26 protein-coding genes, 1 riboswitch and 1 other annotated feature are annotated in these 25,676 nt (G+C 35.1%); of the genes, 1 reads left to right on the forward strand and 25 read right to left on the reverse strand.

Features of this window, described 5'->3' with window-relative positions; genetic code table 11:
* Window positions 1-5 precede the first annotated feature (5 nt).
* The 24 genes from HMPREF1135_RS03475 to HMPREF1135_RS03585 all read right to left on the reverse strand — a co-directional run bounded on the left by HMPREF1135_RS03475 (window position 6) and on the right by HMPREF1135_RS03585 (window position 21,937).
* The gene (locus tag HMPREF1135_RS03475) at window positions 6-1,037 is read right to left on the reverse strand and encodes an ATP--guanido phosphotransferase (RefSeq protein WP_007592046.1); all 1,032 of its coding nucleotides are present in this window, start codon (window positions 1,035-1,037) and stop codon (window positions 6-8) included.
* The gene (locus HMPREF1135_RS03480) at window positions 1,027-1,596 is read right to left on the reverse strand and encodes a UvrB/UvrC motif-containing protein (protein WP_007592048.1); all 570 of its coding nucleotides are present in this window, start codon (window positions 1,594-1,596) and stop codon (window positions 1,027-1,029) included. Before HMPREF1135_RS03480 ends, HMPREF1135_RS03475 begins: the two co-directional genes overlap by 11 nt.
* Window positions 1,597-1,604: 8 nt before the next feature.
* Window positions 1,605-1,994 (reverse strand): GntR family transcriptional regulator, encoded by a 390-nt coding sequence (locus HMPREF1135_RS03485; RefSeq protein WP_007592050.1) that lies wholly within the window; start codon window positions 1,992-1,994, stop codon window positions 1,605-1,607.
* A gap of 463 nt (window positions 1,995-2,457) precedes the next feature.
* The gene (locus HMPREF1135_RS03490; protein WP_007592052.1) at window positions 2,458-2,889 is read right to left on the reverse strand and encodes an HIT family protein; all 432 of its coding nucleotides are present in this window, start codon (window positions 2,887-2,889) and stop codon (window positions 2,458-2,460) included.
* 22 nt (window positions 2,890-2,911) lie between these two features.
* Window positions 2,912-4,210: a dihydroorotase gene (locus HMPREF1135_RS03495; RefSeq protein ID WP_007592054.1), complete on the reverse strand. Its 1,299-nt coding sequence runs from the start codon at window positions 4,208-4,210 to the stop codon at window positions 2,912-2,914.
* A gap of 137 nt (window positions 4,211-4,347) precedes the next feature.
* Entirely contained in the window at window positions 4,348-4,722 is a 375-nt protein-coding gene (gene rplL, locus HMPREF1135_RS03500) for a 50S ribosomal protein L7/L12 (RefSeq protein ID WP_007592057.1), read from the reverse strand.
* Between the two features lie 27 nt (window positions 4,723-4,749).
* Complete coding sequence (gene rplJ / locus HMPREF1135_RS03505) at window positions 4,750-5,238, reverse strand: 50S ribosomal protein L10 (RefSeq protein ID WP_007592058.1); 489 nt, start codon at window positions 5,236-5,238, stop codon at window positions 4,750-4,752.
* Window positions 5,239-5,283: 45 nt separating this feature from the next.
* Window positions 5,284-5,414, reverse strand: a sequence feature (ribosomal protein L10 leader region).
* Window positions 5,415-5,542: 128 nt separating this feature from the next.
* Window positions 5,543-5,923: a TraX family protein gene (locus HMPREF1135_RS03510; protein WP_156804098.1), complete on the reverse strand. Its 381-nt coding sequence runs from the start codon at window positions 5,921-5,923 to the stop codon at window positions 5,543-5,545.
* Window positions 5,924-5,967: 44 nt separating this feature from the next.
* Entirely contained in the window at window positions 5,968-6,600 is a 633-nt protein-coding gene (locus HMPREF1135_RS03515) for a DUF421 domain-containing protein (RefSeq protein WP_007592062.1), read from the reverse strand.
* A gap of 108 nt (window positions 6,601-6,708) precedes the next feature.
* Window positions 6,709-7,968, reverse strand: coding sequence for a sensor histidine kinase (locus tag HMPREF1135_RS03520; RefSeq protein ID WP_007592064.1), 1,260 nt, complete (start codon window positions 7,966-7,968; stop codon window positions 6,709-6,711).
* A gap of 1 nt (window position 7,969) precedes the next feature.
* Window positions 7,970-8,641: a response regulator transcription factor gene (locus HMPREF1135_RS03525; protein WP_007592066.1), complete on the reverse strand. Its 672-nt coding sequence runs from the start codon at window positions 8,639-8,641 to the stop codon at window positions 7,970-7,972.
* On the reverse strand, window positions 8,622-9,254 hold the full coding sequence (locus tag HMPREF1135_RS03530) for a GTP pyrophosphokinase (protein ID WP_007592068.1): 633 nt from the start codon (window positions 9,252-9,254) through the stop codon (window positions 8,622-8,624). Before HMPREF1135_RS03530 ends, HMPREF1135_RS03525 begins: the two co-directional genes overlap by 20 nt.
* Before the next feature lie 107 nt (window positions 9,255-9,361).
* Window positions 9,362-10,711 (reverse strand): magnesium transporter, encoded by a 1,350-nt coding sequence (gene mgtE / locus HMPREF1135_RS03535; RefSeq protein ID WP_007592070.1) that lies wholly within the window; start codon window positions 10,709-10,711, stop codon window positions 9,362-9,364.
* A gap of 29 nt (window positions 10,712-10,740) precedes the next feature.
* Complete coding sequence (locus HMPREF1135_RS03540) at window positions 10,741-12,843, reverse strand: polyribonucleotide nucleotidyltransferase (RefSeq protein WP_007592073.1); 2,103 nt, start codon at window positions 12,841-12,843, stop codon at window positions 10,741-10,743.
* Between the two features lie 172 nt (window positions 12,844-13,015).
* Window positions 13,016-13,282, reverse strand: a complete 267-nt coding sequence (gene rpsO / locus HMPREF1135_RS03545; RefSeq protein ID WP_007592075.1) for a 30S ribosomal protein S15 — start codon at window positions 13,280-13,282, stop codon at window positions 13,016-13,018.
* Between the two features lie 186 nt (window positions 13,283-13,468).
* Window positions 13,469-14,743: a bacterial Ig-like domain-containing protein gene (locus HMPREF1135_RS13520; protein ID WP_007592077.1), complete on the reverse strand. Its 1,275-nt coding sequence runs from the start codon at window positions 14,741-14,743 to the stop codon at window positions 13,469-13,471.
* A 9-nt stretch (window positions 14,744-14,752) separates the two neighbouring features.
* Window positions 14,753-15,502 carry an FMN-binding protein gene (locus tag HMPREF1135_RS13525; protein WP_084761715.1) on the reverse strand — a complete coding sequence of 250 codons (750 nt, stop codon included), beginning with the start codon at window positions 15,500-15,502 and terminating at the stop codon, window positions 14,753-14,755.
* On the reverse strand, window positions 15,481-15,729 hold the full coding sequence (locus HMPREF1135_RS03555; protein WP_007592083.1) for a hypothetical protein: 249 nt from the start codon (window positions 15,727-15,729) through the stop codon (window positions 15,481-15,483). The genes HMPREF1135_RS13525 and HMPREF1135_RS03555 overlap by 22 nt, the downstream gene beginning before the upstream one ends.
* Window positions 15,730-16,108: 379 nt before the next feature.
* Window positions 16,109-17,092, reverse strand: a complete 984-nt coding sequence (locus HMPREF1135_RS03560; protein WP_034242888.1) for a diaminopimelate dehydrogenase — start codon at window positions 17,090-17,092, stop codon at window positions 16,109-16,111.
* A 228-nt stretch (window positions 17,093-17,320) separates the two neighbouring features.
* Window positions 17,321-17,638, reverse strand: a complete 318-nt coding sequence (locus HMPREF1135_RS03565) for an energy-coupling factor ABC transporter substrate-binding protein (protein WP_007592086.1) — start codon at window positions 17,636-17,638, stop codon at window positions 17,321-17,323.
* Window positions 17,638-18,390, reverse strand: coding sequence for an energy-coupling factor ABC transporter permease (locus HMPREF1135_RS03570; protein WP_007592088.1), 753 nt, complete (start codon window positions 18,388-18,390; stop codon window positions 17,638-17,640). The genes HMPREF1135_RS03565 and HMPREF1135_RS03570 overlap by 1 nt, the downstream gene beginning before the upstream one ends.
* Window positions 18,391-18,427: 37 nt before the next feature.
* Entirely contained in the window at window positions 18,428-19,261 is an 834-nt protein-coding gene (locus HMPREF1135_RS03575; RefSeq protein WP_007592090.1) for an energy-coupling factor ABC transporter ATP-binding protein, read from the reverse strand.
* Window positions 19,262-19,297: 36 nt separating this feature from the next.
* Window positions 19,298-20,098, reverse strand: a complete 801-nt coding sequence (cbiQ, locus tag HMPREF1135_RS03580; RefSeq protein ID WP_007592092.1) for a cobalt ECF transporter T component CbiQ — start codon at window positions 20,096-20,098, stop codon at window positions 19,298-19,300.
* Between the two features lie 228 nt (window positions 20,099-20,326).
* Window positions 20,327-20,508: riboswitch (cobalamin riboswitch) on the reverse strand.
* 88 nt (window positions 20,509-20,596) lie between these two features.
* Window positions 20,597-21,937 (reverse strand): FAD-dependent oxidoreductase, encoded by a 1,341-nt coding sequence (locus HMPREF1135_RS03585; protein WP_007592096.1) that lies wholly within the window; start codon window positions 21,935-21,937, stop codon window positions 20,597-20,599.
* A gap of 298 nt (window positions 21,938-22,235) precedes the next feature.
* Here HMPREF1135_RS03585 and HMPREF1135_RS03590 point away from each other — a divergent pair, with 298 nt between their 5' ends.
* Window positions 22,236-23,993, forward strand: coding sequence for an IS1634 family transposase (locus tag HMPREF1135_RS03590; protein ID WP_007592098.1), 1,758 nt, complete (start codon window positions 22,236-22,238; stop codon window positions 23,991-23,993).
* A gap of 123 nt (window positions 23,994-24,116) precedes the next feature.
* Here HMPREF1135_RS03590 and HMPREF1135_RS03595 read toward each other — a convergent pair whose 3' ends face one another.
* Window positions 24,117-25,457, reverse strand: a complete 1,341-nt coding sequence (locus tag HMPREF1135_RS03595; protein WP_007592096.1) for an FAD-dependent oxidoreductase — start codon at window positions 25,455-25,457, stop codon at window positions 24,117-24,119.
* Window positions 25,458-25,676 lie beyond the last annotated feature (219 nt).

Here is a 25,676-nt window from a genome sequence, read left to right on the forward strand (position 1 = left end):
CCTTTCTATAGTAATTCTCCTATATTGTCCCTTATATATTTTGCTCTTATTTCATCTATTTCATCTTCACTTAAAGGTCTGCCTGCCATCTTCAAAAGATTTGAAGACTGAACGCCTATCATCATTGAATATAATTTACTTTCATTAGTAAGATCAATCAATCCGTCAGCACTGCCTGCCATAAGTGAACTTAAAAAGCTCAGTGCGTCCTTTAAAGAAAGCTTTCTTGCATATTTTAAAACACCGAATGATTTATATGCTTCATCCTGCTTCTCAAGTCTTTTTTCAATGATTAGTGATTCCCTGAGTTTCCTTTCATTTGCATTCAGTTGATTTGCCACCTTAATTACAGTGTCTAAAATCTCTCTTTCTGAAATTCCCAAAGTTTTAGGATTGCTTATTTCAAACAATGCACCGTGATTTTCTCTGCCTTCACCGTGTAAGCCCTTTATAGCCACTCCAAATCTTCCTACACTTGAAATCAGTTTTGAAAAACCTTTGCTCTGTGTGGATGCAGGTAAATGAAGTACTATTGCAGCACGCATTCCTGTGCCGATATTTGTCGGATAAGTTGTCAAATAACCGTACTTTTCATTAAAAGCATATTCAAAATGCTCATTTATATAATCATCTATTCTGTTTGCCTTTTCAAGTAGTTCATATAAAGATATCCCTACGGAAAGTGTTTGTAATCTTATATGATCATCACCGTTTATTACAATGCTAATATCTTCATTATCATTTAATATAATACCTGTAGGTGTCTTCTTCTTTGCCAGTGTCAAATTCAATACTTTTCTGTCATACATTGACATTCTTTCTATTTCTGAAATCCTGTCAAGTATATCGGCATTCGTATGTATTCCTAAGTCTGTAGATATATTTGACAATTCTCCTATGGTATTATCAATAAGTTTTTTTGCTTCCGTATCTGAGAGTTTACTCGGAAACAATGCATTGTTAAAGTTTCTTGCAAGTCTTATTCTACTACTTATATAATTATAATCTGTATTCAAAGATACATTATCATACCACATCTTCTTTGTCCTCTTTGATAGTCTTTATTTTGTCTCTAAGTATAGCCGCCTGTGCAAAATCCTCTTTTTTAATCGCATCTTCAAGTTTATGTTTCAAGTTTTCGATTTTTTTATCCTCATTGTTGAAGATATTATCAATACTGTCTGTAACTATTGATTTTGGAAGTATCTTGTCATTTTTATGATAGTTCTTAGGAACTTTACCTACATGAGTATCATTTCCATGAATTTGCTTTATATTGTCATTTATCAAAAGATTAAAAACTTCAAAGCAGTCTTTACATCCGAACATTGAGTTTTTAATAAAATCATCATATCTCGTATTACATGTCGGACATACAATCTGTCTATATTCATTGTTCTCTTCCTTTTCAAATACATCTCCAAGTATTCCTGAAAGCAGCTTTGAAAAGCTGAAGTCTTTATCAAACAAACTTGAATATTGATCTATCTCTCCGGCACATTTAGAACATAAATGATGTTCATTTTTTTGATCTCCGTCTATTATTTCAGTGTAAAAGACATTTGCTTCTCTAATTTTACATTTTTCACATAACATCTTTGTTATTACATCTCCTCAAATTCTTGTACTTCAAACTCATTATAAAGTTCATCTATAAGTTCATGCGCTTCTCTCCTCGTAACACCGTTGCATATTCCCCTTGCCACAACTACTCCGAACTCTTTTCTCATATTATCAAGCACCCGCAGTTTGTCGGCATCCACTTTTATGACTGCACCTTTTCTTCTGTCAAGCTGTACAAAGCCTTCTCTTTTTAATGTAGCGTAAGCTTTGTTCACAGTATGCATATTGATACCTATTTCTTCAGCCAATTGTCTAACAGAAGGTAAAATGTCTCCTTCATGGTATTTGTTTGTTGCAATTCCAAATATTATTTGATTACAAAGTTGTACATATATAGCTTCTTCACTATGAAAATCTATTATTACATCCATACCCACACTCCAATATAATATAAAAATTTGTCTAATTTATGTTTTACGCATCCTATATTGATAAGAATATAGGTTTGCTGTTTAAGTAAGTTATAAATGTTATAGTGACAGTATAACACAATGCTATATGAAAAACAATATTTTATAGTTTGAACAGATACACCCTTTATCAGACACACTTCACACTAAAAGCTGAATATAATTTTCAGTTTATATTAAGTCCAGTTGAATTGCATAAAATTTTCGCCATTATATCTATATTTATGTACTTATCGTTACTAAAGTTCATAATTTATTAACTTTTTTCCTATTGCATATATGCTCCGATTATGGTATTATACTCTACGTAGTTGAGAGTTTTCTTGCGTTGACCTCTCACTACAAAATGTGCATTATGCACTCCTATATCACTCTAACAGGGAAACAGCAGCCGCGAGGCTGCTGTTTCTCGTTGTATCAATATTTATTTTTCTATGTTTAAATCTCTTCTGAAGATCTTAGCCATCTCCTCATAGTCGCTGTCTTTCAAATACTTTTTGTCAGGATTCATAGTAAATGTGGAACCCCATTCATCTCCACCCTCATATTTTGGAACTATATGCATATGTAAGTGGCAACCTGTATCTCCATACATACCATAATTTACTTTGCTTGGTGCAAAAACCTTGTGTACCACTTTTGCTATTTTGTTTACATCCGCAAAGAACAGATTTCTTTCTTCATCGGAAATATCCACTATTTCACTTACATGGTCTTTATAAGCCAGTATTACTCTGCCCATCTTTGTCTGCTCTTTAAATATATATAAATATCCGCTCTCCATCTGTCCTACAGGATATCCGAATTTATCAAGTAAATCTCCCTGTACACAGTAAGCACAATTATTATCTTTCATCTTTACTCCTTAAACTTTATTTTTAATCAACATTCTCATAAACTACATTTCCTTCACAAATAGTATATACTATCTTCCCCTGTAATGTATCTCCAAGCCATGGTGAGTTACTTGATTTACTCTCACTCTTATCGTATTTCCATTCTTTATTTATATCAAATACTACAATATCTGCAATTTCATCCTCTCGTAATACTCCTCTGTCCATATTGTAAAGCCTTGCAGGTTGATAGCTCATTCTGTTCATAAGCTCCATTAAAGTAAGGTGTCCCGGTTTAACAAGGTACATATATCCAAGAGAAAAACTAGTTTCAAGCCCGATTATACCGCTTGGTGCATCTACAAAATTCTTATTTTTCTCTTCAACACTGTGAGGTGCATGATCAGTTGCAATGATATCTATTGTACCGTCCTTTAATCCTTCAATTATTGCGAGTCTGTCCTCTTCTTCTCTCAACGGAGGATTCATCTTAGCAAGTGTACCGTATTTTATTACATCCTTATCCGTAAGCGCAAAGTGATGTGGAGTAGCCTCGGCAAATACTCGAAGTCCGGCTCTTTTAGCTTTTCTTACAAGTTCAACGCTTTCCTTGGCGCTGATATGCTGTATGCTGATTGTTGCTCCCGTTTCCCTTGCAAGTTTACAATCTCTTGCAACCATAGATATCTCAGCCTGTCTGTCTGAGCCGTAAATATGTAACTCATCCGATGAAGAACCGTGGTTGATTCCGTTTTCTTTAATAAACTTAGGATCCTCTTCATGAAATGAAAGCGGCATTTTAATATTTCTTGCAAGCTTCATAGCTTCTCGTGCCAGATTTTCATCAAGTAAAGGTCTTCCGTCATCTGTAAAGCCTACCGCACCGGCCTCTCTAAGTTCTTTTAAATCTGCAAGCTCTTCACCCTTCATACCCTTTGTGATGCAGGCACATGTTTTCACATTTATCGGTGTATTTCTTCCCTTTTTGAGTACTTCAAAAATAAGTTCAGGACTGTCGATTGCAGGCTTGGTATTTGCCATAGCAACTATTGTGGTAAATCCTCCTTTGGCTGCAGCTCTTGCACCGCTTGATATATCTTCCTTATATTCAAATCCCGGCTCTCTTAAATGTACATGTACATCTACAAATCCGGGTGCCGCACAAAGTCCTGTACAATCATAAACTTTCAGTCTCTCTCCGTTGGCTCTTGCCATAAGGGTCGCATCCAGGTATAAATCCTTATCTATCTTCGTAATTCTACCCTCTGATATGAGTATATCTCTTATATCGTCAGTCCTTGTGCAGGGATCCAACAATCTGACATTTTTCAACATTATCATATAAATATATTCCTTTCTGTAATACTTATATCGGGCTATATTATATCATATAAAAGATTTTGATGGAAATTTTATATAGAAATTTGTATTAAAAAAGGTGACTGCTTTCACAATCACCTACGAAAAGTTTAATTAAATTACTTAAGAGTAACCTGTGCTCCAACTTCTTCAAGCTGCTTCTTGATACCCTCAGCCTCTTCCTTAGAAACCTCTGCCTTAAGAACCTTAGGAGCTCCGTCAACAAGATCCTTTGCTTCCTTAAGTCCAAGTCCTGTAACCTCACGAACAACCTTGATAACCTTAACCTTCTGGTCTCCTGCTGCTGTAAGCTCTACGTCGAACTCTGTCTTCTCCTCAGCTGCTGCTGCGCCTGCACCTGCTGCTGCAACTACAACACCTGCTGCTGCTGATACGCCAAACTCTTCCTCACAAGCCTTTACAAGCTCATTTAATTCAAGAACTGATAATTCCTTAATTGCATCGATAAACTCTGCAGTTGTTAACTTTGCCATTTAATAATCCTCCATTATTTGTTTTATTTACGCTTCTTTGCTTTCAGCAATCTGATTAAGCACACGAGCGAAGTTTGTAATAGGTGACTGAATGCTTCCAAGGAGCTTTCCAATCAACTCGTCTCTTGATGGTATTGTAGCTATAAGCTTGATTCCATCCTGGTCATATGTTACACCGTCTACTACTCCTGCCTTTAACTCAAGCTTTGGAGCAGTCTTAGAGAAATTGTGTAAGATTCTAGCAGGTGCAGTTGCATCTTCCTTTGAAACTGCAATCGCTGTAGGTCCTTCAAGTGAGCTGTCAAGTGTCTCAAATGCAGTTCCCTTAGCTGCTAAACGAATCATTGTGTTCTTATAAACTTTATAAGTTACACCTGCTTCTCTAAGTTCCTTACGAAGCTTTGTATCCTGATCGGCTGTAAGACCACGGTAGTCAACGACTACGGCTGCCTGTGCGCCATCTAAAAGCTCGGCAATTTCCTTAACTATAGGCTGTTTTAATTCGATTTTTGCCATTTCTAACCTCCTTTATAGTTTCAGTAAAACCCGTAAAAGCAATAAGTGTAAATCTAAAAAACTCTCTGACATGCAGACAGAGAGTGAGAATACATCAACGTACTTAGTCACTTCCTCGGTAGGCATTACTTTAAGCCATAAGCACCTACTGTCTACGGTCGTTTTACCTTGCCTAGGATACCAAATAAAAAAACATTTGTCAAGCGACTTTTTACTTTTTATTAAAATATTTACTTTTTACTTTTTATTAAAATATTTTATATCATTTCATCCGTTTTCCGGCTGTACTTTTATAAGCAGTTTCCTAATGTAATAAGCTTGCTACTATATACAATATATAAATATGTACAGGATAGAATATATAAAAGAAATTTTTATCTCCTCTTCCCTTTTCTCCGTTATAAAAATATATCGGAATAATTGCAAATACCATCATCCACTGTACTCCTGTACGATTGGTATAAAAAGCAAGAAAACTTAGAATTATCAATACTAAAAATTGTACTTTTCTGTTTGTTCTGAAAATATAAAAAATCAAACCGAGCAGAACCATAAAGATTCCGCCTTCTACTGTGAATAAATTTGGAATCATCAACATTACAATTGCAAACACCTGAGTAAGTACAGGTGATATTTCACCTTCACCTCCAAGCATTGTGCCTAAAAGTAATACCGGTATTGACAATATAACCGGTAAAATAATAATTCCGAGCCCTATAAAAAATGCTTTTATTTGTCAATTGTAAGTATTAGAGAATTATTAACATATTCTCCTAAAAATACATCACTGTATTTTTCTATACCTTGCTTTTTCAGCTCTTCAAGAAGCCAATCCTCGTCCTTACCTATTACCTCGAGTATATCAGATTGTACCTGACCGTCTGTAATAACAGGGAACTTAGGGTTTTCCTCACCTGACTGAATTAAAATCAATTGTCCGTTTTGCTCAAGTACGGCCCTCTTTACATCCTTTGTTGAATAAATTCCGTTTGTACGCAATTTAAAAGAAACATCATGAGCGGATAAGCCTGCCTTTTTACAATTTTCAACAATTATTTTTCCGCCATCTATTATTGTTAAGGCCTTACCGTCTATTAACTGTTTAGCCTTTACATTATGTGTCTTTATCCATTTTAAGCCCAGCACCAGAATGCACCATATACATAATATTGCAATAAAATCAAGTATACGTACACTGCTGTTATATATAACACCACCGATAATGCCACCAAGCACATAATTTACAATCTGGTCACTTGCTGATGAAGGTGCCAAGTTACCCTTACCTGATATGTTTATTATTATTACCAATGCAAAAAAGCCTATTAAAAGCTTTACAGCTACCAACAAAAACGGATTCATAAAAACCTCCTGTTTGAAAATAAATCATAAAGCTGTATTATATTATATACATTTTATAAAATCAATTCAAAAGTCTAAACAATATACTCTTTAAATGATTAGTAAATTTTATTCTGTATTCGTTACCATATTAAAATATACATTAAAATAAATAATATCATTCTTATATGTGACATGTATTTTACCCTTGTGCCTGTTTATAATATTTCTTGCAATGGAGAGTCCTACCCCATAACCCGAAATACTGCTGTTATGTGACTGATCTTCTCTGTAAAATCTTTCAAAAAACTTCGAATAATCTATATTTTTTCCTTCTTTATAGGTATTATATATAACAAGTTTCGCCTTTTTAAATGTAATACCATGCTGTGACAACCTAACGCCTATAGTGCCACCTTCATCACAGTACTTATTTGCATTATCTATAAGTATATTTATAAGTTCATACAATGCACCTTCATCTCCGGATATAAATATATCTTTTTGTATATCCGATTCAAAGTTTTTTCCTCCCTTTATTGCAATAGATTTAAAAGACTTTGAAGACTTTTCAACAATATTTGAAAAATCTATATTTACAGCGGTCACATTTGCCTGCTCCTCAAATCTTGCAAGTACTACAAGTCTGTTGATAAGTTCAGTCAGACGCTGTATCTGTTCTTTACTGCTTTGCGTCCATTCATTTTCACCGTATAGCATTTCACAAAGCTCATTATTTGCCGATATAATAGCTATGGGTGTTTTCAGCTCGTGACTTGCATTTGTAATAAAAGCCCTTTGATTTCTATAGTTTTCCATAAAAGGCATCATTACCTTACCCGAGAATATAACAAATATTATTATAAAGAAGACAAGATTTGAAAAGAAAATAAAAACCGATGTCTCTATCAAATCCGCTCTGTCTTCCGAATACCTTGTAGTATCCAAAACCACTATAAGCTTGCTGTTATCTTTTTCATTAATATTAAATTTATATGCAAACTTTTGTCCTTCTGTAGTAGTAAAACTTCCATACGTTTTGCCTCCGGAAAGAATTTTCTTTACATAAAAGACAACATCGGTATCGGATAAATTTGCAATATGCTCGGTGTTCATAGTAATTACCTTATTACTGCTGTCAACCTGAGCGCTGAAATATCTGTATTGAATTATAATATCCGAGTTTGTTTTTCTGCCGAGAATTTTCTCCACAATATCTTCATCCGGGAGGACTCCGTCATTATCAGATAATAAATCCAATATTTTATTTATTCTGTTTTCACTTGTTGCATATTTTGATGCATTCAAAATACCTATTATTGAAATAAGCATTACAACGACTGCAACTGTAGCAACTACGATAAATTGTATACGAAGTCTCCTAAACAAATCACACCTCAACTAATTCAAACTCACGATTTTCTTCTCCCGTTATTTCTATATTGGCATTGATTGCTTTCAGCTTTTGCTTTAAATATGATATATAAATCCATACATAACCGGCATCACATTCATCATCTTTTGACCATACATGATTGTATATATACTCGGTTGACAACTTTTTATTCTTATTTTTCATAAGGACTTCCATAAGTTTGGTTTCCTTACCGGCCAGAATAATAGAATTCTTTGCTGAAAGCTCCTGCTCTGCAACATTTAACTTAACACTTCCGAATGTAAGTACATTTTCATTAAAACTTGTATCAATTCTTCTTTCCAAAGAACGAATTCTGGCTACAAGTTCTTTTAGCAAAATAGGCTTTGTAAGATATTCATCAGCACCCATATCAAGTCCCGATATCTTATCGTCAACCTCACTCATGGCTGTAAGCATAATAACATATGTTGTATTACCTGATGATCTGAGTTCTTTTAAAACCTCAAGGCCGGATCTTTTCGGCATCATTATATCTAAAATCATCATATCAAATATTTCACTATTTGCAAGTTCAAGTGCTCTTTCTCCGTCAAATGCCTGTTTCACTTCATATCCTTGCATTTCCAGTGCTGTGGCATATGCTCTTGAAAGCGCTATTTCATCTTCAGCTAATAATATTCTCATTATTGTCCGACTCCTCAATCAAATTCTTTATGGTTTGCATATTCAAATCACAGGATGCCAACTCATCCGCGCATCTTTTAAGCTCCTTTGTGATTCTTTCATGATTTCTTATATTTTTCTTATACTTCATTTGATGCTCAAGTGATGCCCATGAATCCATAGCTATAGTTCTTAACTGAACCTCTATATAATACTTTCCGTTTTCATTCCCCTCACAATCGGGAAAATTTGTAACAATTTCAAGTATCATATGATAAGAGCGGTATCCGTTAGGCTTCACATTAAGAATATAGTCCTTTTCTTCAACCACATTTATATTTGGCATTTTCTTAAACATGCCCACCAGAGCATATATATCATCCACAAATCCGCATACTATTCTTACACCTATGGCATCTTTAATTTCCTTTAAAGCATTATATGTTGTAGGCTCAAACTCTCTTCTCTTACATTTTTCAATCATACTTTCATTTGTCTTTATCCTTGAAATAAAATGCTCAAAGAGTTTGTATCCCGTTTTATTCTTATACTCATCATTCAGTTTATATACCTCTTTTGATAATGTTTCTAAAATCAGTTCAAGGTATTTTTCATAGTCACCATATATATTCATCAAGTAAAATCCTTTTATCTTTTATATATAGTTTAGCATAAATAAGTGTATAAAGAATGAAAAAAGGCTAAACTTTTTTCAAGTTTAGCCTAAGAAAATATTCATATTTATTTGATATGTAAAAGCTCTACAGCAATCTGGAAGTAAATAACCAAAGACACCGCATCAACTATTGTTGTAATAAGCGGAGCCGCCATAATAGCCGGATCAAGCTTCAGTCTCTTTGCAAGTATAGGAAGTATTCCACCTATAACTTTAGCTAAAAATACTGTGGCAAACAATGCCAAAACAACTGTAAGTGCCACAAGAGGCTGTCCCGGATACTGAATAATAAGTCTTATAAAGTTTACAAGACCGAGTATCAGACCGACAATAACGGATACTCTCGCCTCTTTCCAAATAACTTTAAATATATCCGAACTTGCAACTTCACCTATAGTCATACCACGGATAATCATGGTAGAAGACTGTGAACCTGCATTACCTCCGGTATCCGTAAGCATTGGAACAAACGAAACAAGCAGCGGCATTACCTGGAATGCATCCTCATATCTTGTAAGTATACCACCTGTAAGCATTGAACTTATCATGAGTACCAAAAGCCATGTGATTCTGTTCTTTGCAAGCTCCAATACACTTGTTTTTAAGTAAGGCTTCTCGGACGGAAGCATAGCCGCCATCTTCTCAAAGTCCTCTGTCGCCTCTTCTTCCATGACATCCACAGCATCGTCAATGGTAACAATACCTACAAGTCTGTTTTCATGGTCGACAACCGGCAAAGATAACAAATCGTATTTATTGAATAAATCCGCAATCTCTTCTTTATCGTCTGTAGTTACGGCTTTGATAACATTTGTATCCATTATATCTTCAATTTTGACTTCATAGTCATTCATTAAAAGATCCTTAACCGTAACAACTCCTTCAAGCATTCGCTTCGCATCCATAACATAGCAGGTATATATGGTTTCCTTATCATAACCATGCTTTCTGATATAGGCAAAGGCCTCCTGCACGGTCATACTCTTCTTTAAACCTATATACTCTGCAGTCATTATAGATCCTGCGGAATTTTCAGGATACTTAAGAAACTCATTTATCTGTAATCTTGTACTTGGAGCGGCATTTTGTAAAACTCTCTTTACAACGGATGCCGGAAGCTCCTCAAGCATATCTACAGCGTCATCCACATATAATTCTTCAATAATATATGCCAGCTCTTTATCTGTAATACTGTTTATTATATGTTCCTGAGTCTCTACCTCTAAACAAGCAAATACATCACTTGCAAGCTCCTTAGGGAGCATTCTGAAAATAATAATCTGCTTTTCGGAATCAAGCTCCTCTAAGAAAGATGCAATATCAAACTCATTCATCTCGCAGAGCTCATCTTTTAATTGTCGGAACTGTTTTCTTGATACAAGATCAAATAATACTTCTTTTACATTCTCTTCCATAGTCCCACCTTTCTCTGCAAAAAATATTTTTATTCAAGGTCTGAAGTCTTCATAGAAAGATCGATTCTTCCCTTTATAGGATCAACCTTAACTACCTTTACAGTAACCTCATCTCCTATTTTTACAACATCTTCAACTTTCTCCACTCTCTTGTCTGAAAGCTTTGAAATATGAACCATACCGTCCTTACCCGGTGCAAGCTCTACAAAAGCACCGAACTCAAGCATACGAACAACCGTACCCCTCATAATCATTCCGGTTTCAATTTCTATTGTTATGCCTCTGATTATATCAATAGCTTTATCAATCATAGCCTGATCCGTACCTGCAACAGAAACAAGTCCTTCTTCGCTTATGTCGATTTTTACTCCTGTATCCTCAATAATCTTATTAATGGTCTTACCCTGCTTACCTACAACATCACCGATCTTTGTAGGATTAATCTGAATCTGTGAAATCTTAGGTGCATATGGACTGAGTTCTTTTCTAGGCTCTGAGATACACGGCTTCATACATGTATCCATAATGAAATCTCTTGCTTCATGGCATCTTGCAATAGCACCCTTTACAATATCCTTTGTAAGTCCGTGAATCTTGATATCCATCTGAATAGCTGTAATACCCGCATCGGTTCCTGTTACCTTAAAGTCCATATCTCCGAAGAAATCTTCAAGTCCCTGAATATCTGTAAGAAGAACATAGTCATCATCAGAATCACCTGTTACAAGTCCGCATGATATACCTGCCACCATCTTCTTTATCGGTACTCCTGCAGCCATAAGTGCCATACATGAAGAACATGTAGATGCCATAGAAGTTGAACCGTTTGACTCAAAAGTCTCTGATACGGATCTTATAGCATATGGGAACTCCTCAGGAGTAGGAAGTACAGGTATAAGTGCACGCTCAGCCAATGCTCCATGTCCTATTTCTCTTCTTCCCGGACCTCTTGAAGGTCTTGTCTCACCTACAGAATATGAAGGGAAATTGTACTGGTGAATATATCTCTTTGTAGTTTCCAAAAGATTAAGTCCGTCAATCTTTTGTGCCTCTGCTAAAGGTGCAAGTGTAACTATATTACAAATCTGGGTCTGTCCTCTTGTAAACATAGCTGAACCGTGTACTCTCGGTATAATATCCGTCTCAGCCGCAAGTGTACGAATCTGATTCATAGCTCTGCCGTCAGGTCTCTTCTGATCCTTTAGAATCATCTTTCTTACAGTCTTCTTCTGATACTGATAAATAGCCTCACCAAGTAAAGGTAACCACTCTTCCTTGTCTGCAAATGCCTCTTCAAGTCTTTGTGTGATTGCCTTTATATTTTCTTCTCTGACCTGCTTTTCATCTGTGAAAACCGCTACTTCCATCTCCTGTGGATGTACGATTTCCTTAATAGCTGCTGTAAGCTCCTCAGGAATGACAAATGCTGTGTAAGAATGTTTTTCCTTACCTACTTCCTCCACAATCTTATCGATAAATGCAATAATCTCCTTATTTACGGAATCGGCCTTATATATAGCCTCGATCATCTTCTCATCAGGTATCTCGTTTGCACCCGCTTCAATCATTATTACCTTATCTCTTGTAGATGCTACCGTAAGCTTAAGATCCGATACAGCCATCTGCTCTTCATTAGGGTTTACAACAAAGAAACCGCCTACCATACCGATCTGTGTAGTAGCACAAGGTCCGTCAAAAGGTATATCTGAAATAGCTGTTGCTATTGCAGAACCGAGCATAGCCGTAAGCTCAGGTGAACAATCGGGATCTACCGACATTACAAGATTGTTTAATGTAACATCGTTTCTGTAATCCTTAGGGAAAAGCGGTCTCATAGGTCTGTCTATAACTCTTGATGTAAGTATAGCATTTTCACTTGCCTTTCCTTCTCTCTTATTAAATCCTCCCGGCATTTTACCTACCGCATACATCTTCTCCTCATATTCTACCGAAAGAGGGAAGAAATCAATACCGTCTCTTGGCTTATCCGATGCTGTAGCTGTAGATAAAACCGTTGTATCACCATAGTGCATAAATGCGGCACCGTTAGCCTGTGCAGCCACTCTCCCGATATCAACTCTGAGAGTACGACCTGCAAGTTCCATTGAATAACTTTTAAATTCCTTACTCATTTCATCTCCTTTTGGCTTGCCGATATTCGAGAAGATTTCTTCTTGAAACATAAAAATATGAACTAGTGATAAAAACTAAAACAGTGCTTTAGTGCTTATCACTAGCTTCGGCAACAAGCCATATTATTAATTATAAAAAAGGTGGAGAAAAACTCTCCACCAAAGACTTTTATTATTTTCTAAGTCCAAGCTTCTCTATAAGTGCACGATAACCCTCAAGATCCTTATTCTTAAGATACTGTAAAAGGTTTCTTCTCTTACCAACCATCTTTAAAAGACCTCTTCTTGAGTGATGATCCTTAGGATTTGCCTTTAAATGCTCTGTTAACTCAGTGATTCTTGCTGTAAGAACTGCTACCTGAACCTCAGGTGAACCTGTATCGCCTGCTTTTCTTGCATACTCTTCCATGATAGCTGTCTTTTTCTCTTTTGTAATCATATTATTTCTCCTTTTAAAAATCTTACCATATACATAAGGTAAGGTTGGAGTATCCAAATCTCATGTATAGGCGTTACTACCCAAAAATAATACCAAAACAGGCAGGCAATGTCAATGGCCAAATTCTATTTGCAGCTAAAAAATCTACTCTGAAAGAGCTTTTTTAACAGCCTCTTTAATAGCATCCTATGAAAGAGTGGCATGACTTATAGCATCCACACCGTCAACATTTGCTTTTGTCCTTCCGACAAGTTTTTCAAATATTTTCTGAGCTTTTCTCCAGAAAGGCTGATTTGAACCTGAATAGGTTTCATCATCTTCCACAATTATTATTTGACCTGTTTTTGCATTGTAAACGACTTTTACTCTGGCATCATAATCATATAAATCTACAGGTGCACTTGCGGTGACGGTCTTTGTAACTATTTCATCCTTATATTTAAGCCTTAGTACCACATAACCTTTACCATAACGTGGACTCTTATATTTAGTAAGATTTATGCCAAGCGTATTATCACTCTTGGTAATAGTATTTTCAATTTCACCACCCTTTGAGTTCAATACTTTTACAGTGAATGTAGACTTTGTCCAGTTTTCATATTTCTTTGGAATCATCACATTGTATATCATATAATGTGCATTGCTGTTTTCAAACTGTTCTTTTGTTATAGTCTCCTTTTTTAGCAGTTCACTTCCGTCATAAAGCTCTACAGCAGAAGGGGTGTTCTCTGAAAGGATATCTGCAGCCTCTGTCTTAGGTTCTGTCTTAGGTTCTGTTTTAGGCTCATTGTCTACATATTTGAAAGAAAACATAATATAACCGCCACTACCATGAAGAGCCATATAATCAGGTAATTCAATATTGAAAAGTGCTTTTCTTTTTTTCACATTAATATTCAAAAGATTACCTGATGCGTTATATACCTTTACAGTAAATGTGTCCTTATCCCATTTGCCCTCATATTTTTTCGGTATTTCAGTATTGTAGAATCTCATATAGCCACTATTGTTTGTAAACTCTTCAAAACCGATGTTTTTTGTTACTACAAGCTTATCTTTATCGTAAATCTCAACCTTGGCAGGAGCATCATTATGCGGATCCGAAACATTTACATCAAAGTTTTCTGTTACAGTCTTTCCGTCTATCTCACAGCTTACACTTATCTTTTTTGTGCCGATATCCGCAGTTGTAAAGATATACTTATTGTCAGGGCTGAAACTGAACTTATTTTCCCTTACAACTTCGAATGTAGTAAATGTCTTATTATTTCCGTTCTTAGTTACAGCCTTTATGGCAATCTCATCTAAATTCAGTACATCTCCTACATAGAAGTTTTTCTTTACATTATCTGATATTATTTCAAAAGAAGCTATATCTGAAGAATCCTTGGAAGAATCAAGTACTACGGCATAGGTTTCAAATCCCCAGAAATTATAACCCTCATGACTTATATTCTTCAAATTAAACTGTCACTGTGAAATATGGCTGTCATATACACCATCCGTAAGTTTGTTTTCTCCGTCAAAAATAGACATACCTACGCTTTTGCCTGCAGCCTCAATCTTATAACGGTACTCGTCATTGCTCAGTTCTATTTTCTTTGTTTCTCCGGACTCATAATTAACCAAAATATGGCTCGCATACTTTTTGGTTATCTTCTTTTCAGTCTGTATATCAGTTTCAAGCTCAATAAGAGCCGCATTCTGTCTGAATGTAACACGTCTGAACTCACCTTCTTTTGGAAGTTCTGTACCGTTTGCCGGATCTGCAACTATTCCATAGTTTACAAACTCGTCAAAGCTTATATCCTTTGTCTCACCTGACATATGAAGTCTTAATACCGTATGTGTTAAATCAAGAGTCTTACCCTTTGCAACTCCATCAGGTCTCTTTACAAACTCAATATAATCTATATCTGATTTCTTACCCTCTTTTTTAAACTTTCTTGACCTTTCAAGTGCATTTTCTACAGCACTTACATGTCCTTTTGCAGTTTCCGTTGCACCGCTTACCGCATCGTAGGCCTCTCCTGTACTGTTTTGAAGTTGCTTTGCAATCTCCTTGGTACTGTTAAGTCCTTCCAACATCTTTAAAATACGGTCTCTCTTTATTTCATAAGAACCGGCCTGCTTATCATCATCAGTATAAACGACCGAATCAACTTTTTCTATTTTACCGTCCTTAATAGTTACCTTAACTACATTAGGACCTCTCTGAATACTATAGTTACCATCATACCGTTGTCAGGATCTATATAATATGAACTGTTTTCGGTATTGATCCAACCTCTGACTTCATTTTGACTTTCATCATAAAACTTCCAATTTCCATCAATCAGTTCCCAATTACCTGTCGTAACTGCGGCGAAAGAACTGAAGTTTCCAAAAAATACCGTCATTACACCGGCAAGCAATAATAAATATGCTTTATTTATTTTATTAATCACAATTTTTCCCCCAATTTATAATTTATATTAACGGAATACAGTTGAAAATACTGTCACCTCCCTCCTCAATTTATGAATTGATTTCAACATATTTTCCGATTTTTGGTATAAAAAATAAAAGTACTAACTATATTTATAAATTAGTGCTTAACTTTATAAATCTAAATATAAAAATATATTAAAAATTTACATATTTCTTAATGCTTGCTATTATATCATTATGTTATTTTGTTAGCAATCCCTAACCTGTTTATAATATATGACAATTTTTCACAAATATACGTTATATACCTTAACCGTTAGTTATGCCTAATAATATAAAAAATCCCTATAAGTTGATACATAATCAACCTATAGGGAAAATTTATCATTTATTACTTTATAAAAGATGTGCTCTCATCTCTTCGGCAGACATATCAAGAAGATATGCAGGTGGAACATCAAATACTGTATGAGCTCCTATTTTACCTTCTTTATGCATACGATATACAGCTCTTGAATATGCAACAATTACAGACGCTGTGAACTCAGGATTTGAATCAAGTTTTAAACTGTACTCAATCACATGATTGTTCTCATTATCCCAACCGGTCTTACCTGTTCTTATAACAAATCCTCCATGTGGAAGTTTTGAATGATTTTTCTTCATCTCTTCCATAGAAATAAAGTGTACTGTTGTATCATAATCCGCGAAGTAATTCGGCATTGTCTTTATTTCATTTTCAATTTTTGCCTTATTCGCACCTTCCTTTGCAACCACATAGCATTCTCTTGTATGCTTCTGTCTTGTAGAAAGTTCAGGATTGCTGCCGCTTCTTACAGCTTCAAGTGCGGCCTCAACAGGAACTGTATACTGTCTTGCATCAACAACGCCTTCAATTCTTCTTATGGCATCTGAATGTCCCTGACTTACACCCTTACCCCAGAAAGTATAATCTGCCCCTGTAGGAAGAACGGCATTTGCATAAACTCTGTTTAATGAAAACATACCCGGATCCCATCCTGCAGATATAAGTCCGAAATGATGACTTACCTTTGCGGCATCATCGACCTTTTCAAAATGCTCAGGAATATTTGCATGAGTATCAAAGCTGTCAACAACATTGAAATACTTAGCATACTCAGGGGTTTGCTTAGGTAAGTCTGTAGCACTTCCTCCGCAAAGTATCATTACATCAATTTTATCTTGATATTCCAAAACATTTTCAATATTTTCAACTTTAGCATCAGATGTAAGAATCTTTACACTTGAAGGATCTCTTCTTGTAAATACTGCGACAAGCTTCATGTCCTTTGTATGTTTGATAGCACACTCAATTCCTCTTCCAAGGTTACCATATCCCAAAATACCTATTCTTATCATTTTCTCACCAGCCATCAGCTAAATTAATCAACCGGGCAAATCCTTTCTTTATTGCTTTAATATACATAGATCGTAATGAAAAAGGATAGAACTACTCTAAGACTCCACTTTGAGCATTCTATCCTAAATATGTAAATCATTCACAACGAACTATGTTGTTTGCTGTATATATAATAATACTTTTTTAAAAAATTGCAAGAACTTTTTCAAATCATTCTGTTATCTGTATTATTCTTTGCTTTTATCTTCGTGTTTTTTCCTTTCCACAAGCCTTCCCATATAGAATGCAATTATTCCTACACCTATACCGGTCTGAACACAAAAAAGCAGGCTTTCAACCTCACCCGGAAGCTCCTTTCCCAGTGCCGTTTCTATAATAGGATTAAACCAAGGCTCATATTCTCCGCCCTGTATCTCCGATACAACTTCACTTCCGGCATCATCAGAACCTCCGAACTCGGCATTCTTTAACATAAACAAAGGTACAACAGCCATCAATACAACTATTACAAGCAAACTTATAACAATTTTCTTATTCTTTGACATTACTTATTACCTCCTTCAATAAATCCGATTTCCTTAAGCTCCGGTTGTGCATATGTCTTAAGTCCGATTACTATAATAACTGTAAGCATACCTTCTATTATCGCAAGCGGTACCTGTGTAGGCGCAAATACCAACAAGAACTTACCCGCAGAAGCCATAACTCCACCGTCTTTCATAGGATAAGCAAATGCAAGCTGGAATGCTGTAACAACATAGGTAAGCAAATCTCCTATAAATGCGGCAAGAAAAATAGAAACATTGTCATTTACCTTAGTTTTTTTACAAATCTTATAAACTATAAATGATACAAAAGGTCCGGCAATTGCCATTGAAAAAGTATTTGCGCCAAGTGTAGTAAAGCCGCCATGTGCCAAAAGCAGTGCCTGGAATATAAGTACTATAATACCAAGTATACTTACAGCACTTGGTCCGAATAAAATAGCCGCAAGACCTGTACCTGTCATATGTGAGCAAGATCCCGTTACTGAAGGAATCTTAAGTGATGAAAGTACAAATACAAACGCACCCGACATTGCCAAAAGTGTAATTGCCTTCCTGTCCTTAGCCACCGTCTTTTTAATTGACATATAACCTGCAATTAAAAACGGCAACGAAATAAGGCTCCAGGCTATTACATGTCCTACAGGTAAATACCCCTCCATAATGTGCATGGCATTGGCTGTAAACGGCAGTGCAAAACTGAACGCAAACATTATTGCCAATGTCATTAAAATTTTCTCTTGTTTTCTCATGAAATCCTCCTAAAAATATTTTTTATTTACTCAAGCTTTAAACTTGAGGAATAAACAACTTTTTAAACTCATCTATATTTCTTGCAGGTTTATCACCTGACTTTAGAACCTTGTTTTCTACAAGTGATTCAAAAACTTCCAAAAGTATAGGCTTTTTAAGATTAGCTTTTCTTAAAACCGCTTCATCACTGAGTACTCTGACAGGATCCGAATCGGCAATTATATTTCCGTCACAAAATACTACTATTCTGTCCGCCCATCGAAAAGCAAACTCCAAATCATGAGTGGAAATCACCAAAGTCTTTCCATCCACACTTAATTTGTCCAAGACATCTTCAAAAATAGATATATTTTGCGGATCAAGTGAAGCTGTCGGTTCATCAAATATTATTATTTCGGAATCCATTGCTATGATATCCGCTATGCTTACTCTTTTTTTCTCACCACCGCTTAAATAATGTGGCGGCCTGTCTATAAGATGCATAATATCCATATAATTCAAAGAATTTTTAACTCTTTTTTCAACCTCATCCCTGCTTAAGCCAAGATTCATAGGCCCGAAGCTTACCTCCGCTCTTACAGTTGAGGCAATTATTTGATTATCGGCGTCTTGAAAAACAATTCCAACATTTTTTCTAAGCTCTTTTACCGAAGATTTATTTATAAGTTTATCTCTGTAATACAGTGCTCCACTTTCAGGCTTTAAAACACCGTTTATATTCAAAAAGAAAGTAGACTTTCCCGACCCGTTGGCACCAAGAATTGCGAGTCTTTCACCTTCATATACATCTAAAGACACACCTTTTAATACCTCATGTTCTTCTGTATATGAATAGTGGAGGTTTTGAGCCCTTAAAATAACTTTATTCATATAAAAATCTCCAAATCTGTAAATAAATATATCTTATTAAATATTGATTCCTGATGTAAAAAGCCATATAACAAATATAAATAAAATACTTATAGAAACTACAAAAATATGATTTATATTCAAACTCTTCTTATCTTCAAGAAATTTCAAATCACCGTCAAAGCATCTGGCTTCCATTGCGGTATAGTAAGCATTAGCCTTTTTTAACGATACTACCAAAATATTGCTTGCTATATTTCCGAATGTAGATATTGAGGTCTTAAAATTATGATATCCCATCCTGGACATTGCGGAGTTTTTCATATTTGAATAGCTTTCAATAAGTATAAAAATAAATCTGTATATAAGATTCATAAGCTCAATTATAAGCTTCGGAACATGAAGTTTTCTCAGAGCATTAATTATTTCATATGGCATGGTTGAAAGAATCAACCCTTGCATAACACTTACACATGCTAAAACTTTTATAATCAGTTTGGCAGTTTCAATCAGCTGATCCTTTGAAGTATAAATATAGAAAACACCTATCTTTATATAGAATTCTCCCATATATTCAGATGAAATCCCCAAGGCAATTCCTATACTCGCCAAGATAATAAAACTTAGAGGTGTAAGAAGTATTGAAATATATTCTTTAAAATCCATTCCTCCAAGATTTACACTTATAAAAAACATTAAAAACAGTACATATCCGGATACAAAAATATTATTGAATATTATTGTTAAAATAAGAGTTAATAAAGCAGATATAAGTTTAAACTCCGGATTGATACTTCTAAGCTTAGATTTAAAAGCATATAAATCTATTGAGAAATATCCGCCATGTTGATGTGCCATATAATTTTCCTCAAAAAAAGCCGCCTACATGAGATAACAGGTTCCGCTCTAAATAAACCTGTTGATCCCTTGTAAGCAGCTAATATAAATAAATTAACTACATTTTTAGAAAATCAAAATACAAGTAAACATAAAAAAGTAATAAAACAAGTAAAATGGTGTCCTAAATAATAAATCATTATAGATGAAGGCTTTTGGGATCGTAAAACCGTTCATTACTTATAAAAATAAGCATATGTTACATAGATGTATCCTGACTTAAATTCTAATAAAAAATTTATTAGTAGACCGGCCTTCCCATTTATAAAACAGTGGCAAAAAAGTCTTTTAATTATTACAGTAGCGTCCCTGTGCGGGATTTTCACCCGACTTCCTATGCAAAGCATAAAATCTATGTACTTTTAAAAGATTATCATAAGATTTTATTAAAATCAAGATTTTTAAATAAAAAAACGGCAGCAAGTAAAAAAAGTGTCAACTTGATACCGTTTTATTATTTTACATTGCAAATAAGTCGTTTAGACTCTCTGACATTGTAGGATGTGTAAATATAAAGTTTGCAATGTCCTTTGCTTTGATACCATGATCCATTGCCAGTTTTATAAAGTTAATCATCTCATAAGACTCTTCACAGAAAAGCTCAGCACCCAAAATTGTGCCGTCAGCAGTAACTAAAGCTTTTAACAGTCCGTCGGTCTTTCTTAAAACCTTAGCCTTAGGAATTGCATTGGCACTGAGGCTTAAAACTTTGTATTCAATTCCGGCAGCCTTTGCATCTCTTTCACTCATTCCCACTCTTGAGAACGGAGGATTTATAAATACAGAATAAGAGAATGCTCCTCTGTTCTCAGTAGTTCTCTTATCCTCTCCCATTATTTCATCCCATATGATTCTGCTGTCATCAAGTGAAATATATGTAAACTGAAGCTTACCGCAGACATCTCCTGCCGCCCAGATATTATCCGCACTTGTTTTTAAATGCTCATCTGTAACTACGCCACCTCTGTCAGTAAGCTTAACTCCGGCATTTTCGCATCCAAGGCCGTCTGTATTCGGTCTACGACCTACAGCAAGTAAAATTGCATCAGATTCCAAAGTCTTTACCTCTCCTACAACCTCATAATATAATTTTCCTTCTTCGGATTTGGTCACCTTTGCGCCCGTAACTATCTCTACAGACTTCGCCTCCAATACTTCACGGATTGCCTTAGCAATATCCTCGTCTTCTCTAGGTAAGAATACATCACCGTCTTGAACTACAGTTACCTTGCTTCCGAAATCTGCATACATAGATGCAAACTCAAGCCCTATATAACCACCACCTACTATAGTAAGTCTTTTCGGTAACTCCTCAAGATTCATAATAGACTCTGATGTATATACGCCTTTACTGTCGACTCCTTCAATCTTCGGTATTACAGTAACAGAACCTGTATTGATAATAAACTTCTCAGCCTCAATTTCCACATTTCCGTCTTTAGTTGAAACAATAATATGATGATTATCCTTAAATGATGCTGTTCCGTCAATTATCTCCACACCCGCGCTTGCTATCTTATCGTAATTTGCCTTATTTAGAGCTGCTGTAAGTTTCTTCTTTTCAGCAACCGTCTCCTTATAATGCTGTGCTTTTTCCTCAAACCCTCCTTTTGGAGTTCTTAACGCATCAGTTATAAGCCTTTTTGAAGGAATACAACCTACATTAATGCAGGTACCTCCATACATATTTTTATCTTTCTCAATTAAAGCAACACTTTTACCGGATTTACTAAACTTCGCAGCAAGTGTCTTTCCTGCTTTACCGAAACCGATAACAACTATATCATAATTAGCTTTCATAAGCTTTACTTCCTTTCAAATTGATTTTATATTATTATACACCTGATTTTATACAATTGAAATACTTAAAATTAAATAATTAAAATTCTTCATAAACACAATACCCGTCTTCCGTCGAAGTACTATGAAAGTTCCGACGTTTTAAATTTCTAATAAGCTATTTGATTTTACGCAATTCTTTTAGACCCCTTATTTTAAAGGCTTTTCTGCCATAAAAAATATTTAAAAAAAGTTGAAAATTTTTTTTGAGTATGTTATAATCATAGTACTTCATAGTACTTTACTTTTAGAGGTGTTTATGGCTTATTTTTTGAGAAAAGAAAAGAAGAAAAAAGGTACTTATCTTCAGATGTATGAATCATTTTGGGATAAGGATAAAAAGCAACCAAGAACAAAAAATGTAAAATCTTTTGGTTATGTTGAGGATTTGATTTCAGGTGAGATTCCTGATCCTGTTAAATTTTACAGTGACTATGTAAAAGAGCAAAATGAGAATAGAACAAAAGCTCTTTCTGAAGAGTCACGTCCTCGTGCATTTTCCTCCCCTGTTGAACTTAATATAGGGCACTTCTTACTCTACTCATTAATTGATGAGCTTGATGTTAAAGAAACTATTGATATACTTGCTTCTCAAATGCGTTTTCAGTTCTCTGTATTTGACTTAATTACACAACTTATTTATGCAAGAGTTATATCTCCATGCTCTAAGTCAAAGACAGCCTCTCATATATTTCCATACCTTTATGGCAGCTCTACAATCTCTGAAGACCAAGTATATGACGGGTGTTCTTTCATAGGAGAGTCTTATAAAAAGTATATTGATTTATTTAATCACTCTTATGAAAGGTATTATAAAAGGGATCTAAGCAATGTATTTTTTGATTGCACTAATTATTACTTTGAAATTGATATCCCTAGTGATGATAAGCAAAAGGGACCTTCAAAAGAGAATAGGCACTCCCCGATAATAGGGCAAGCTTTACTTTTAGATGCTGATCTCGTACCTGTCTCCATGCAAATGTATCCCGGAAATGAATCGGAAAAGCCGTATATTAGAAAAGTTATTGAAGAAATGAAGCAACGACACAGCGTATCAGGTAAGACAATTCAGGTGGCTGATAAAGGACTTAATTGTGCAAGAAATATTTATGCTGCCGTTAAAGAAGATAATGACGGCTATATATTCTCAAAATCAATACATGGTAAGAATCTAAGTGAAAAGGAAAAGAAATGGGTTCTACTTGAGAATGATACAAATGTCTTTTCTAATTACACTGATGAAAGAGGTAATATATCTTTTCGTCTTAAATCCTGTATTGACAGCTTTGACTACAGCTTTAAAGAGATCGATCCGGAAACAGGAAAAGAGAGTGTTACAAAGTTCTCTGTAAAAGAAAAGCGTATCGTCTCTTATAATCCTAACCTTGCAAAGAAACAAAGACTTGAAATAATGAAAATGGTCGATAAAGCTTCAAAGTTTTCTACATACAAAAATATCGCTAAAGATGAACTTGGAGATTGCGCTAAATATTTAGACATCATAACTAAAGATAGTACAGGCAAGACAATAAAGCCTATAATAGATTTAAATAAATCTAAGATTGATGAAGATCTTAAATATGCAGGATATAACCTTTTAGTGACATCTGAGATAGACATGGAGCCATTACAGGTATATAAGACATACCATAGCCTATGGAAAATCGAGGAATCTTTTAGACTTACAAAATCATACCTGGATGCCAGGCCTGTTTATTTACAGAAAAAAGAAACAATCTACGGGCATTTTTTGATATGCTACCTTAGTTTGTTTCTTTTAAGAGTATTAGAAATCAAGTGCTTCAAGAATAAAATAAACTCTTATGACTTGATTAACTTTATGCGTGATTTTAGAGTGGTAAATAAAGGTGATAATACATATATCAATATATCAAGATACCAGTCCGTTAACGAAAAGGTTAAAAAACTGGTTGGTTTTAGTAACCTTGATGCCCTCTATTTAACCAAAGCTGAAGTCGACAATTTCTTTCAAAACTGCATGCTCTTGGATGCCTAGAGTACTAGGTTTTGAGAGAAACGACGGAAGTCAGGTATCATAAGATTTTATTAAAATCAAGATTTTTAAATAAAAAAACGGCAGCAAGTAAAAAAAGTGTCAACTTGATACCGTTTTATTATTTTACATTGCAAATAAGTCGTTTAGACTCTCTGACATTGTAGGATGTGTAAATATAAAGTTTGCAATGTCCTTTGCTTTGATACCATGATCCATTGCCAGTTTTATAAAGTTAATCATCTCATAAGACTCTTCACAGAAAAGCTCAGCACCCAAAATTGTGCCGTCAGCAGTAACTAAAGCTTTTAACAGTCCGTCGGTCTTTCTTAAAACCTTAGCCTTAGGAATTGCATTGGCACTGAGGCTTAAAACTTTGTATTCAATTCCGGCAGCCTTTGCATCTCTTTCACTCATTCCCACTCTTGAGAACGGAGGATTTATAAATACAGAATAAGAGAATGCTCCTCTGTTCTCAGTAGTTCTCTTATCCTCTCCCATTATTTCATCCCATATGATTCTGCTGTCATCAAGTGAAATATATGTAAACTGAAGCTTACCGCAGACATCTCCTGCCGCCCAGATATTATCCGCACTTGTTTTTAAATGCTCATCTGTAACTACGCCACCTCTGTCAGTAAGCTTAACTCCGGCATTTTCGCATCCAAGGCCGTCTGTATTCGGTCTACGACCTACAGCAAGTAAAATTGCATCAGATTCCAAAGTCTTTACCTCTCCTACAACCTCATAATATAATTTTCCTTCTTCGGATTTGGTCACCTTTGCGCCCGTAACTATCTCTACAGACTTCGCCTCCAATACTTCACGGATTGCCTTAGCAATATCCTCGTCTTCTCTAGGTAAGAATACATCACCGTCTTGAACTACAGTTACCTTGCTTCCGAAATCTGCATACATAGATGCAAACTCAAGCCCTATATAACCACCACCTACTATAGTAAGTCTTTTCGGTAACTCCTCAAGATTCATAATAGACTCTGATGTATATACGCCTTTACTGTCGACTCCTTCAATCTTCGGTATTACAGTAACAGAACCTGTATTGATAATAAACTTCTCAGCCTCAATTTCCACATTTCCGTCTTTAGTTGAAACAATAATATGATGATTATCCTTAAATGATGCTGTTCCGTCAATTATCTCCACACCCGCGCTTGCTATCTTATCGTAATTTGCCTTATTTAGAGCTGCTGTAAGTTTCTTCTTTTCAGCAACCGTCTCCTTATAATGCTGTGCTTTTTCCTCAAACCCTCCTTTTGGAGTTCTTAACGCATCAGTTATAAGCCTTTTTGAAGGAATACAACCTACATTAATGCAGGTACCTCCATACATATTTTTATCTTTCTCAATTAAAGCAACACTTTTACCGGATTTACTAAACTTCGCAGCAAGTGTCTTTCCTGCTTTACCGAAACCGATAACAACTATATCATAATTAGCTTTCATAAGCTTTACTTCCTTTCAAATTGATTTTATATTATTATACACCTGATTTTATACAATTGAAATACTTAAAATTAAATAATTAAAATTCTTCATAAACACAATACCCGTCTTCCGTCGAAGTACTATGAAAGTTCCGACGTTTTAAATTTCTAATAAGCTATTTGATTTTACGCAATTCTTTTAGACCCCTTATTTTAAAGGCTTTTCTGCCATAAAAAA

The organism is Lachnoanaerobaculum sp. OBRC5-5, assembly GCF_000296385.1.
Classification (GTDB): Bacteria; Bacillota; Clostridia; order Lachnospirales; family Lachnospiraceae; genus Lachnoanaerobaculum.